Raw genomic sequence first — 12025 nt, 5'->3', positions numbered from 1 at the left:
GTTCTCGCGGTCGTCGGGTTGTCGGTCGTCGGGTGACCGGACCTCTGGGCCGGTCACGGCGCTGTGGGGTGCGCCGCAGATGTGGGCGAACCCCCTTGCCGTGTAAGGGGGTTCGGGTGCTGCGCGGTGTGCTCGACGCCTCCTCTGCTGCGTGGGACCGGGTGAGCCGGGAGTCCGGCGGTGCTGTGTTTCGGCGGTTCAGGTTCCGGAGATGATCCGGGTCAGCTCGTCCACGCCCTCTTTGGTGCCGACGGCGACCAGTACGTCACCGGTCTCCAGCCGGAAGTCCGGCGTCGGCGAGGGGACGGGACCGGTCCGCCGGAGCACGGCGACGATCGAGGCGCCGGTCCTCGTGCGGGCCTTCGTCTCCCCCAACACCTCGCCGCTGTACGGCGAGTGACCGGTGAGCGGGATGCGGACGGTGACCAGGTCGATGTCGAGGCCGCAGGTGCCGAGCCCGGGTGTCTGCGCTTCACCGGGTTCGAGGATCTTCGCCAGCGAGCCGGCCTCGTCCGGGTCGAGCGGGACCGTGGCCTGGCAGGCGTCCGGATCATCCGGCGTGTAGAAGGCGAGGAAGCGACGCCCGTCCTGGTGCGCGACGACCGAGACGCGGCGGCCGGCGCGGGTGGAGATGTCGTACTGCGTGCCCACCCCGGGCAACTTCGTGCTGCGGGTGGTCATTGCGCTTGCCTCCTCGAACGGGTGCGGGGCCGACCGCCTGCGGCCCAGGACGGGAAGCATCTTAACGCTTTCTTAACGCATCTTTGTTGCCGGGGCGTGAATCGACGCCTGATCTCGGTCAGTTGGGTGACGCGGAGGACCGCGCGCGAACAGCCCGCGCGCCGGCGTGCGGTACCGGAGGAAAGAGCGGCTTCAACACCGCGTAATGCCGGGGCGCTTGGGTCCACCGAGCTCCGGCGAGGCAAGGCCGTGTCCTGTAGCGGTGCCCTTCCTGGGCCGCCGCGGTGCAAGAGGGCGGTGTTGGATCAGCGGGACCCAGCGCCGAGTTGGGGTTGCCACGTTGTCGGGCGAGCCGTGCGCCGACGAGGCGGAGTGCCGTATCAGGCGCGGCGAATTCGGCGCAGAATCGGCGAAGAGCTCGGCCGTGCGGCGGTGCAGAACGTGCCGTCATCGGACAGGCGTGCCCGACGGCCTGTGGAACAAAAGGAGTTGGGAGAGGACGGCTCGCTGAGGAGTTGTCACCAGTAGCTGGAACGTCTCCCCGGCGGTACAAAGACACCACCGCGGCGCCGAGGCTCAGGCGACGGGCTGCCGAAGGGAAGGAACCGTCGTCCCCCCACGGCACCGCGCCTCCGGATACGCCGGACCCTGCTCCGGCCTCGTAGCCAACAGCCGGACTTCCCGGGCGCCGCGCAGACGTGCCACAAGCGACGTCACCACCGCGCAATGCCCGATGCCCCGACGGCGGCCAAGAGTTGCACTGGCCAAGTCCGCAGAGACGGAAGCGCCGCGCGCCCTCGGGCACGCGTACGCTCCCGCGTGGTCAGCTTTGCAGAGCCGCGCCGTCGGGGTCCGCGCGCTCCAACGCCGGACGGGGGCCCGGCTGTTCGCCGAGGAGGAGGGCGTCGGCCGCGGCGGTGTCCGTGACGAGGCTGGTCACCAGGCCGGAGCGGAGGACGGCGCCGATCGCGGCCGACTTGCGCTGGCCGCCGGCGATCGCCACGACCTCCGGGATGCGCCGCAGCCGCTCCGCCTCGACGGTGATGCAGCGCTCCCCCAGGTCCCTGCCGATCCTCCGGCCCTCCGAGTCGAAGAGGTGGGCCGACATCTCGGCCGCGACGCCGAGCGAGGAGTAGTGCTCCCGCCCGGTGTCGCTGAGCATGTCGTGGACGGTGGAGATGCCCGGCTCCCAGGAGCCGATCGAGACGGCCGCCACCGTCACCTTGTCGAAGTAGTCGAAGGCGCGCGCGATGCCTGTCTGGCTGCGCAGTGCCGCCGCCGTGCCCGCGTCGGGGAGGAGCATCGGCGCGTAGATCGGGTGGGCCTCGCCGCCCGCGACCTCGGCCGCGCGGCGTACCGCCTCGACGGAGCCGCGGTCGGCGGTGCCAGCGTCGTAGACCCCGGTGAGTTGGACGACGGTGCACGGCGGAAGCTGCCGCAGCGCCGCGGCCATGTGGATCGTGGAACGTCCCCACGCGAGGCCGAGGACGTCCCCCTCGGTGACGAGTTCACCGAGCAGGTCGGCCGCCACCTCGCCGAGGTTCTCCGGGTCGGCGGCGTCGTCCGCCGCCTCGGCGGGCGACTCGACAACCACGACATGCCGCAGGCCGTACCTGGCGCGGAGCGCGTCGGAGCGCTCCGCGTCGAGCTCGGCCGGCACCCGGATCTCGATCCGGATCAGGTCGCGTTCGAGCGCCGTCTCCAGCACACGCGCCACCTTGAAGCGGCTCACGCCGAACTCGTCGGCGATCTGGATCTTGGATTTCCCCTCCAGGTAGAAGCGGCGCGCCATCGCCGCCGCCTGCATCAGCTCGGCGGGTCCCATACGCGTGGCTCGGCCCGACGACACCGCATTCACCTCACAGTCTTGCCTTGTGCGCACTCTGCGCGCTCTGGCGCCGGCGCGTTCATCCTTGCAGATTGCCCCGGTCCCGGAGCCTGTTCGTACTCGCTCAACGGCAGGCGTGGCGCGCGTTCTCGGCCTGCGCGCGCAGTGCGCGCACCGCCTCCGCCGGGTCCTCTGCGCTGTAGACGGCGGACCCGGCGACGAAGACGTCGGCCCCGGCCTCCGCGCACCGCTCGACGGTCTCGGCCGAGACGCCGCCGTCGACCTGGAGCCACATCTCCAGGCCGTGCTTCTCGATCAACTGCCGGGTGCGGCGGATCTTCGGGAGCATGATGTCGAGGAACGCCTGCCCGCCGAAGCCGGGCTCGACCGTCATCACGAGCAGCATGTCGAGCTCGGGAAGGAGGTCCTCGTACGGTTCGATCGGCGTCGCGGGCTTCAGCGCCATCGACGCGCGCGCCCCCTTCGCCCGGAGCTCCCGCGCCAGACGGACCGGCGCAGCGGCCGCCTCCGCGTGGAAGGTGACGGAGCCGGCGCCCGCCTCGACGTACGCGGGGGCCCAGCGGTCCGGCTCCTCGATCATCAGGTGGCAGTCGAGCGGGGTCCGCGTCGCCTTGTGCAGCGACTCGACCACGGGCACGCCGAGCGTGAGGTTGGGGACGAAGTGGTTGTCCATCACGTCGACGTGGAGCCAGTCAGCACCCCGCACCGCCTCCGCCTCTGCGGCGAGGTTGGCGAAGTCCGCGGAAAGGATGCTGGGGTTGATCTGAGCCATACCTGAAACCTATCACAAAGCCGCAGGTCAGAGCCGTGTGGCGGGATTTGCTCGGGCACTTTGCGCGGGCCGGTGCACGACTCTTCCCGGCATCGGGAAAACCGCCGGAGAAACGACCTGGGCACGATCCTGTGCGCTGGGAATATCGACGCGGACGGCCTGGTAAGGCCGCGAATTGCCGGGCGTTCGAAAGGGCGCGGCACGGTCGCCTCTCGCGGGCCGCCCGCGGCGCGGCCTCCGCTCCGAGCAGGCCCGACGGGAGCCTCCCTGTAATGCAGTTCCCCGAATGCGCCGCGCGGCATCTCCTCAACCCGGGTTCTTACCGCACGCCTGTACTCTTTTGCAGCCTGCCTAATTGGCCATGGCGCACCTGGAATATCCGATGTCGCCGGGTCGGAACCGCGGGCGACACCTCCGCGAATTGCGCGAACTCACTGCCGCAACAAGCCGAGTCCGAGCGGTTGCCTCACGGCCATCGATCCGTTACCGGCCGGACGTCTTCCGCTTGCGGTGCCTGCCCGGCCCTCCGCGCCGTCGGCCTCCCTGCTCGTCGTGCGCAGGCACGGCTCCGGGATGCGACTCACGCCGGGCGGCGGCCGCGACTGTGCGTCCTCTTCAACTGCGCCGCTGAGCACGGGAGTTCGGGCGCCCAGCTTCTGAAAAGCCGTCGGTCGCCAGCGGGGGGGGGCGTCAGGCCGTCGTGAGCAGACGCGGTGTCCGTATCGCGCCTTGCGTGAAGTCGCCCTGGCGGACGGGCCGCCACGGCGGCCGACCGCACGGTACTGCCGGACGGCGGCGGGGCAGCCGGCAGTGAGCGCTCCGCAGCCGCAACCTCGCGGCACACACCGCGCGACCCGAGGCGGGAGGACTCCAACTCGACCACAGGCGGCCGGAGTTCGCGCAACTCCGAGCCGGCGCTCCCGACTCCGGCGCGCCGGCACGTCGTTGCCCTGGCCGGCCGGCACACACGGGAAGATTCGACGGCGACCGGCCCACCGCACGTCTTCGCGGGCCGCCTTCGCCTCAAAAGCGCCGGGTGCCCTCCTCGGCGCCGCGACCGGCCCTGCACCACCACTCCCCGGCCCGTACGTCGACGCAGCGTTCACAGCACTCGCGCCCCTGCCGCACCCGGCACAGCAGCGATCGGCACAGCGGTGACCGACCGTCGAGCACCGCCTGCTCCGACCGTCAAGAACGGTACGGCTCTTGCCCGATCACCGGCGGCCGAGGGGCCGCACGCCGAGGCACAATCCGGTCGCAGCGGCGGTGCACACCCCCGCCTCTCCCGGCCTGTTGGTCACCAGCCGTTGGACCACTCCGGTCCTCGCCCAACCGCCCCCGCTCCGGGCAGAGTTGGCGTCGACCCGTCAGGCCGTACGCCGCAGCAGCGCCAGGTACATCGCGTCCGTGCCGTGCAGGTGCGGCCAGAGCTGGACGTCGGGACCTTCGCCGAGGTCGGGGACGCCGGGCAGCAGCGGACGCGCGTCAAGCCGCTCGGCCGCCAGGCCGCCGGGGAGCCGCTCCAGGACGTCGTCCACGACGAGGCGGGTCTCCGCCAGGTGCGGCGAGCAGGTCACGTACGCGACGACGCCGCCGGGGCGCACCGCGCGGAGCGCCTCGTGCAGCAGGCTCCGCTGGAGCGGCGCGAAGCCCTGAAGGTCCTCGGGGCGGCGCCGCCACCGGGCCTCGGGGCGCCGGCGGAGCGCGCCGAGACCCGAGCACGGCACGTCGACGAGGACGCGGTCGAAGCTGCCCGGCTGCCACGGCGGGCGCGTGCCGTCGGCCGTGACCACCGTGTAGGGCCCGGGGTTGCCTGCGAGCGACCGCGCGACGAGCCCGGCGCGGTGCGGCTGCTTCTCCGCCGCCACGAGGCCGGCACCGCGCTCGGCCGCGAGCGCACCGAGCAGTGCGGCCTTGCCGCCCGGGCCCGCGCAGACGTCGAGCCAGGCGCGGTCGTCGCCGTCCACGGGCGCGTTCGCGAGGGCGAGCGCGACGAGTTGGCTCCCCTCGTCCTGCACGCCGGCGCGCCCCTCGCGCACCGCGTCGAGCGCTCCCGGCTCGCCGCCCTCGTCGAGGTGGGCCGCGTACGGCGACCAACTGCCCGCGGTGGCCGTGCCGTTGAGGAGCTCCTCCCGGGTGGCGCGGCCCGGGCGAGCGACGAGAGTGACGGCGGGGCGCTCGTTGTCGGCTTCCAGCGCCTCGGCGACCTGCTCGACCGTCGCCTCGCCCGTGCCCGCGGCGGTGAGCGCGTCCCAGAAGGCCGAGACGATCCACCGCGGGTGCGCATGGTGGACGGCGAGGTGCTCCTCCGGGTCCTCGTCGAGCGGCGGGGCGACCCGGTCGAGCCACTCGCCGTACCCGCGTGCCGAGATGCGCCGGAGCACGGCGTTGACGAACTTCGCGCGGCCGTCCCCCAGCACGGCGCGGGCCAGCTCGACCGTCGCGCTCACCGCCGCGTGCGGGGGGATGCGCGTGCCGAGTAGCTGGTGGGCGCCGAGCGAGAGCACGTCGAGCACCGGCGGGTCCACCTCGCGCAGCGGACGGTCGACGCACTCCGCGATCACCGCGTCGTAGCTGCCCTGGCGGCGCAGGGTGCCGTAGACGAGCTCGGTCGCGAGGGCGGCGTCGCGCTCGTCCAACTCCCCTTTGTCGCGCGCCTTTTTGAGCATCGGGGGGAGGACCAGGTTGGCGTACGCGTCGCGCTCGTCGACGGCGCGCAGCGCCTCGTAGGCAAGGATGCGGACGGGGTCGCGGCGGGGGCGCCGGTAGGGCTTGGCTGGACGCTGCTGCCGGGTGCTCACGGGTGAAGGTGCTCCGGGGGTACTGGGTCCCGCAGGGGCGGGACAGGGTTCTGCGTACGCCCCAGCCTACGTCGGACGGCGCAGCACCGGTGCGGGCGCCCGGCGCCGGCGGCAGCGCCCGTGCCTACTCGCCGAGCCGGGCTCCGTCGGCGAGCCGCAGCCCGCGGGCCCAATCCGCCGCCGCCATGGGCTTCTTGCCCTGCGGCTGCACCCACTCCAGGACGACGGGGTGCGAGCCCGTGCCGACGTGGACGGAGTGCTTGCCCACCCGGAGCTCTCCCGAGGGAAGCGGCGCGGCCTCGGCGTCCGGAGCGAGCGCGCGTACCTTCAGGCGCTCTCCCCGGAAGAGCGTCCACGCGCCGGGCGCGGGCGAGCAGCCGCGCACCACCCTGTCGATACGGAGCGCGGGCGCGCCCCAGTCGATGCGCGCATCCTCGACGGTCAGCTTCGGCGCCAGCGAGACGCCCTCGGCCGGTTGCGGCTTCGGCTCCAGCGTGCCGTCCGCGATGCCGTCCATCGTCGCGCCGAGCAGGCCGGCTCCGGCGAGCGCGAGCCGGGTGAGCAGGTCGCCGCTGGTGTCGGTGCGGCGGACCTCCTCCGTGACGACGCCGTAGACGGGGCCGTCGTCGAGCCCCTCGCCGATGAGGAAGGTGGAGGCACCCGTGACCTCGTCGCCCGCGAGGAGCGCGTGCTGCACGGGGGCCGCGCCCCGCCAGGCCGGGAGGAGCGAGAAGTGCAGGTTCACCCAGCCGTGCCGGGGGACTTCGAGCGCACGCTTGGGCAGCAGCGCCCCGTACGCGACGACGGGGCAGCAGTCGGGCGCGATCTCCCGCAACCGCGCGAGGAACTCGGCGTCCCCGGGCTTCGCCGGCTTGAGGACCTCGATGCCCGCCTCGGTCGCGCGCTCGGCGACCGGGCTCGGGGCGAGCCTGCGCCCCCTTCCGGCACGCGCGTCCGGTCTGGTGACGACCGCGGCGACCTCGTGGTGCGCGGACGAGAGCAGTGTGTCGAGGGCGGGGACGGCGACCTCGGGGGTGCCGGCGAAGACGAGCCTCATCGGTGGCGGACTACCTCTCGGAGGGCGGCTGGCGAGCGGGCCGACCGCAGCGGCCGGGCGCACCAGTCTAGGTACGCGCGAGGGCGCCGTTGCGGCCGGTACGCGCCCGCGTTACGAGCGCCCGGGTACGCCCGGCGCTCGTACGGCGCGGACCAACCCCGACGCGCCCCACCTCGGTTGAGCACACGCCCCAGCAGCGTGACCACAGTGACCGCTCATGCGTTGGTCAAGTCAGATTGACCGATTCCGACCGCTTCGCGGTCCGGTCTCGCCCCCCACTTGTACAGCCGGTTCGAGAGGCTCCTTCATGGCCGATCACGTAACGCACGACGCCCAGGCCCGGGCCACCCTGCACCTCCTGGTACGGGACATCGAACGGGTCCGCCGCCAGGTCGACGCCCTCCGCACCCTCACCGCGCAGCTCGGCAACGTCTACCGCCCCCGGCGTACGGGCCCCTCGACCGGTTTCGTCGTCTACGGCAGGGCGCCGGCCCCGACTGTCCGGCTTGCCCAGGAACTCCGTGACAGTGTCGAAACGCTCGTCACCGCAGCCGTCGACTTCGACCGCTCGCTCGGCTTCTCTTGGGACGCCGTGGGGTCTGCGCTCGGCGTCACCAAGCAGGCCGTCCACCGGCGTTACGGCGCGAGGCGCGCCCCCGCGCGCGAGACCGCCTCCGAACCGCGCCCCGCGCCCGAGGGCGAGGCACCGCGCCCCGCGACGGCGCCCTCCGTGCCCGCGCAGTCCTCGGGGCCGGCCCGGGAGCCCTCCCGCGAATCGCGGACCGGCGCCTTTCCGGGGCCCCGCACGGGCTGAAGGGTGCGCGCGTGCGGGACTCCGCCGTACGTCGGAGTCCCGCACGCCGTGCGCCCCCGTCCTGCCCGGGGAGGCGTCGGCGTGCGAAGAGCAACCCCAGGGCACAGCAGTACGGTTCGCTCCCGGGCGCGGACCGTCATCCGATGTCGATCGGGTCGACCCTGATCTGCACCGGCGGCCCCTCCCGCCGCGTCAGCCGCTGCACCTGGGCCGTCTTCAACGCCGCCGCCATGGCCGCCCCCGACCCGGGCGGCACGCGCACCAGAGCGCGCTCCCACGTCTCCCCCACGGGCGGACCGCCCACCCTGCGCATCCGCGGGGACTCCGCGACCGGCAGCGCAACCGGGCCCAACACCTCGCTCTCCGGCGGGAGTTCGGCGTCGGCGAGCAATCCCGCAACCGCCTCGGGACGCCCGCTCACAGCCGCCATCCGGGAGACCGGAGGGAAACCGAGCTGGGCGCGCTCGGCCAACTCCCGGGCCGCGAAGCCGGACGGGTCCCACCGCACCAGCGCCTGCACCGGCCGCTGCGCCGCATCCGCGACCACGACGACCCGACCGCCGTCCTCGCTCCCGCGCACCAGCGCCGCCGCGCCGAGCCACCGCCGCAGCGCCTCCTCACCCGCGCGCAGGTCGGCGCGGCCGAGGAGCGCCCAACCGTCGAGGAGGAGCGCGGCCGCGTACCCGCACCCGCGCGTCGGCGGCTCGGCGCCGGGGGTGGCGACGACCAGGCCAGGGGCGTCAGGGACGTCGTCGAGGAGGTGGTCGCCGCCCGAGGTGCGCACCGGCACGGAGGGGAAGGCACGCCCCAACTCCTCGGCCGTGCGCAGCGTTCCGAAGACGCGGCCGCGCAGCCGCGCCCCGCCGCAGAACGGGCACCGCCACGGCTCCCGCACCCCGCACCAGCGGCAGCGGGGCGCCTCCTCGCTCCCCGTCAGCTCCAGGGGCCCGGCGCATCGAGCGCACCGCGCCGACTCGCGGCACCGCTCGCACGCCAGCCCCGGTACGTAGCCGCGCCGCGGTACCTGGACCAGCACGGGGCCCGACGCCAGCGCCTCGCGGGCGGCCTGCCACGCGACGCTCGGCAGCCGCGCGGCACGGGCCGCCGCGTCCCGCGCCTCGTCCCCTTCGCCGACCGTGCGCACCTGCGGCGCACGGTCCCTCAGGACACCGCGCGGCGCGACCAACTCGCCCGCCCACCCGGACTCCACGAGCTGCTCCGCCTCGACCGTGCGCCCGTGCGCCCCCAGCAGAAACCCGCACCGCTCGTGGACCGCGCGGAGCAGCAGCACCTCGCGGGCGTGCGGCTGCGGCGCGTGGTCGTCGCTGTGCGCCAGGTCGGCGTCGTCCCAGATCGCGGCGAGCCCCAACTGCTGTACGGGCGCGAACATCGCAGCCCGCGTACCGACGACGGCGCGCACGGCTCCGCGCTTCACCGCGAGCCACCTGCGGTACCGCGCGTCGGGGCCGGCGTCGGCCGTGAGCAGGACGTGGTGCCCCTCGCCGAGCAGCTCCGTCAGCGCGGCGTCCACGCGCCGGGCCGCCCTTCCGTCGGGCAGCACCGCGAGCGCGCCGCGGCCCCCGGCGAGCGTCGCGGCCATCGCGCGGGCCAGCTCCTCGGGCCAGGCACCGGGGAGCGCCGTCCACACGGCACGGGGCGCCTCCCCGCGCTCCAGCGCCGCCAGGTACCCGGGGCCCTCCTCGTACCGCGACCAACCGGCTGGTTCGGGCGCCGCGGGCGGCGGAAGCCGCTCGGGCGACGGCTTCTTCTCCACCCGGGCCACCCGCGGCGGCACCGCCAACTGCACGACGTCGGCGAGCGATCCGGCGTACCTGTCGGCGACGGCCCGGCACAGCTCCCGGAGTTCGGGCGTGAAGACGCGCTCGGTGGAGAGCACCTGCGCGAGCGGCGCGAGCGCCCCCGGAAAGTCGCTGCGGGCCGCCCGCTCGACGATGAAGCCGCCCGTGAGCCTGCCGCCCTCGCGGCGTCCCTCCCGCTCCCCCGCCCCGAACCTCACCCGCACCCGCACCCCGGGCTGTGCCTCCTCGTCCATGGCGGCGGGGACGGCGTAGTCGAAGTACCGGTCGAGGTGGACGAGCCCCTTGTCCACGAGGACACGCGCCACGGGCAGCTCAGGCGCGAGCTCCACGCCGCGCCATGTCCGGGGCTTCGCCTTCGGCGCACGCTTCTTCCGCACCGTCTCCCGGATCAACGCCAACTGCTCGGGCGGCGCCCCGCCCTCCCGCTCGTCCTCGCTGCTCACCCGCCCAGTCTTAGCAGACCACTCCGACAATCGACCCCCGAGCCGGACGGCCTCGGCGCACTTCACGTGCGCTGCAAGTGGCGGTGGGGCGCACGAAGAAGCATGGGAGCTACCGGGGCTCAACGGCCTGGAGGCAGGCACGTCGACGACAGGGCTGCGAAGTGGCGCCCCGTTCTCGGTCCCTCGCGGTCAGCCAGGGAGGGCAGCAGGACGGTCCTCGTCATCACCGCTCCCACCGCACGAGAGGCACGGCGTCGCCATGCCGCACGACCCAACCAGGCGCCGGCCGCGCTCGCCCGCAACTCGGAACGGCGGCTCGGTCGATCGACCCCGGGCGAAGGCGAGTTGAGGCCGGGTAACCGAGGGCGCCGACGTGACAGCGTCGTGGCCGACGTGCGGCCCGCGCCGACGTTTCGGCCACGGGAAGCCCGCCGCGGGCACCCGCTCCCCCGCCGCGCCCCCGCAAGGGAGCGGGACGCGCGGCGTCGGAGGGTGATCTACGGCAGTAAAACGCCCGGTTCGTCCAGGTCAGCCCCGATCTGCGAGCAGACGCCCCGCGTTCGGCACGTAGGGACGCAGCCCGAGTGCGGTGAGGAGACCGTGCACCGTCGCCGTCGCGGCGGAGAGGACGGGGAGCCCCGAGGCGTCCTCGACGTACTGGACCGCGGAGAGCGAGGGCATCTGCACGCACGCGGAGAGGACGATCGCGTCGGCGTCCGCGAGGTCGAGGCGCTGCCAGTGGGTGCGCAGGTCGTCGGGGTCGAGGCGGGCCACGTCGAGGTTGTCGGGGACCTGGAGGCTGAGCGAGTCGACGACCTTGACGCCCGCGTCCTGGATGTAGTCGACGACCTTGCCGGTGAGGTCCTTCATGTACGGGGCGACGAGCGCGACCCGCTCCGCGCCCAGCGCCTCCAGCGCCCCCAACAGCGCCCCGGCGCTGGAGAGGACGGGCGCCGCGCAGTCGCCCGCACGCAGACCCGCGGCGATCTCCCGCTCGGCGGTGCAGTGGTAGCCGGGACCCTGTGCCATCAGCGCCACGAGGCACGCAGAGGCCACCACGTCCGGCTGGGCGTCGGCGAGTTCGAGCGCCGCCCGCTCGGTCTGCGCGTTCATCGCCCGCAGTTGCTCCGGCGTGACGTGCTGCATCCGCATCCGGCTGCTGTGGAAGAGGAACCTGTCCTCCGGAAGCTCCTCCTGTCGGGCGCGCAGCATGCGCGGCAGCTCGTCCTCCATCGTCAGGTTGGAGCTGGGCACGATCATGCCGATGTGGTGGTCTGTCACGGGTCCTCCGGGGGTCAGGATTCGTCGGCCAACTGAACCCAGTGGTCGGCGAGGGCGGTCAGCTCCGCGAGGAGCTCGGTACGGCGCGCGGGTGGGTACGGCGCGAGCAGCGACTCGTCCAACTCCCGTGCGCGGTGGTGCGCCTCACGGAGGGTCCGGGCGCCGAGTTCCGTGAGGTAGAGCAGCTTGCGCCGGCCGTCGGCGGCGGCCGTGCGGCGCTCCAGCAGGCCACGGCGCTCCAACCGCCGTGCGACGTCCGCCATGGTGGAGGTGTCGAGTGCGACGGCGGAGGCCATGGACGACTGGTCCTGGCCCGGATCGGCGTCCACCGCGGTGAGGACCGCGAACTGCGGTCCGGTCAGCGTGGCGTCGACGGTGTGCAGCCAGACGGCGAGGTACGCCTGGTACAGCCGCCTGACCTGGTATCCGGGCGCAGCGGTCAGCGCAGCCGGTGGCACGCTCTCCGAGCGCGTAGCAGGGGGGGTGTTGTCAGCCATGAGCCCACTT

9 protein-coding genes are annotated in these 12025 nt (G+C 73.9%); 1 reads left to right on the top strand and 8 read right to left on the bottom strand.

Going from position 1 to position 12025, the window contains the following annotated elements:
- Positions 1 to 198: 198 nt before the first annotated feature.
- The 5 genes from F603_RS0102075 to fmt form a co-directional block, all read right to left on the bottom strand.
- Entirely contained in the window at positions 199 to 681 is a 483-nt protein-coding gene (locus F603_RS0102075) for a cation:proton antiporter regulatory subunit (RefSeq protein ID WP_019544353.1), read from the bottom strand.
- Positions 682 to 1504: 823 nt separating this feature from the next.
- A complete protein-coding gene (locus F603_RS0102070; RefSeq protein WP_019544352.1) occupies positions 1505 to 2506 on the bottom strand; it encodes a sugar-binding transcriptional regulator in 1002 nt (333 codons plus the stop codon).
- Between the two features lie 127 nt (positions 2507 to 2633).
- Positions 2634 to 3302, bottom strand: coding sequence for a ribulose-phosphate 3-epimerase (rpe, locus tag F603_RS0102065; protein ID WP_019544351.1), 669 nt, complete (start codon positions 3300 to 3302; stop codon positions 2634 to 2636).
- A gap of 1367 nt (positions 3303 to 4669) precedes the next feature.
- A complete protein-coding gene (locus F603_RS0102060; protein ID WP_019544350.1) occupies positions 4670 to 6103 on the bottom strand; it encodes an RsmB/NOP family class I SAM-dependent RNA methyltransferase in 1434 nt (477 codons plus the stop codon).
- A 124-nt stretch (positions 6104 to 6227) separates the two neighbouring features.
- Complete coding sequence (gene fmt / locus F603_RS0102055) at positions 6228 to 7160, bottom strand: methionyl-tRNA formyltransferase (protein ID WP_019544349.1); 933 nt, start codon at positions 7158 to 7160, stop codon at positions 6228 to 6230.
- Between the two features lie 307 nt (positions 7161 to 7467).
- On the opposite strand from fmt, the gene F603_RS0102050 reads away from it, so the two are divergent.
- Positions 7468 to 7974: a hypothetical protein gene (locus F603_RS0102050; protein ID WP_019544348.1), complete on the top strand. Its 507-nt coding sequence runs from the start codon at positions 7468 to 7470 to the stop codon at positions 7972 to 7974.
- A 136-nt stretch (positions 7975 to 8110) separates the two neighbouring features.
- On the opposite strand, the gene F603_RS0102045 is transcribed toward F603_RS0102050, so the two are convergent.
- The 3 genes from F603_RS0102045 to F603_RS0102035 all read right to left on the bottom strand — a co-directional run bounded on the left by F603_RS0102045 (position 8111) and on the right by F603_RS0102035 (position 12015).
- Positions 8111 to 10237, bottom strand: a complete 2127-nt coding sequence (locus tag F603_RS0102045; RefSeq protein ID WP_019544347.1) for a primosomal protein N' — start codon at positions 10235 to 10237, stop codon at positions 8111 to 8113.
- A 528-nt stretch (positions 10238 to 10765) separates the two neighbouring features.
- Positions 10766 to 11518, bottom strand: coding sequence for a maleate cis-trans isomerase family protein (locus tag F603_RS0102040; protein WP_019544346.1), 753 nt, complete (start codon positions 11516 to 11518; stop codon positions 10766 to 10768).
- A 14-nt stretch (positions 11519 to 11532) separates the two neighbouring features.
- Entirely contained in the window at positions 11533 to 12015 is a 483-nt protein-coding gene (locus F603_RS0102035) for a MarR family winged helix-turn-helix transcriptional regulator (RefSeq protein WP_026328061.1), read from the bottom strand.
- Between the last annotated feature and the right edge of the window lie 10 nt (positions 12016 to 12025).

Origin of the sequence: Streptomyces sulphureus DSM 40104, from assembly GCF_000381025.1 — a bacterium.
In the GTDB taxonomy this organism is placed as follows: domain Bacteria; phylum Actinomycetota; class Actinomycetes; order Streptomycetales; family Streptomycetaceae; genus Streptomyces; species Streptomyces sulphureus.
This window is presented reverse-complemented; position numbering and strand designations above follow the sequence as displayed.

What these genes read in the sequence shown, in the direction of transcription:
- F603_RS0102075 (WP_019544353.1), bottom strand. Translation starts at nt 681, where the DNA reads ATGACCACCCGCAGCACGAAGTTGCCCGGGGTGGGCACGCAGTACGAC.
- F603_RS0102070 (WP_019544352.1), bottom strand. Translation starts at nt 2,506, where the DNA reads ATGGGACCCGCCGAGCTGATGCAGGCGGCGGCGATGGCGCGCCGCTTC.
- rpe (WP_019544351.1), bottom strand. Translation starts at nt 3,302, where the DNA reads ATGGCTCAGATCAACCCCAGCATCCTTTCCGCGGACTTCGCCAACCTC.
- fmt (WP_019544349.1), bottom strand. Translation starts at nt 7,160, where the DNA reads ATGAGGCTCGTCTTCGCCGGCACCCCCGAGGTCGCCGTCCCCGCCCTC.
- F603_RS0102050 (WP_019544348.1), top strand. Translation starts at nt 7,468, where the DNA reads ATGGCCGATCACGTAACGCACGACGCCCAGGCCCGGGCCACCCTGCAC.
- F603_RS0102035 (WP_026328061.1), bottom strand. Translation starts at nt 12,015, where the DNA reads ATGGCTGACAACACCCCCCCTGCTACGCGCTCGGAGAGCGTGCCACCG.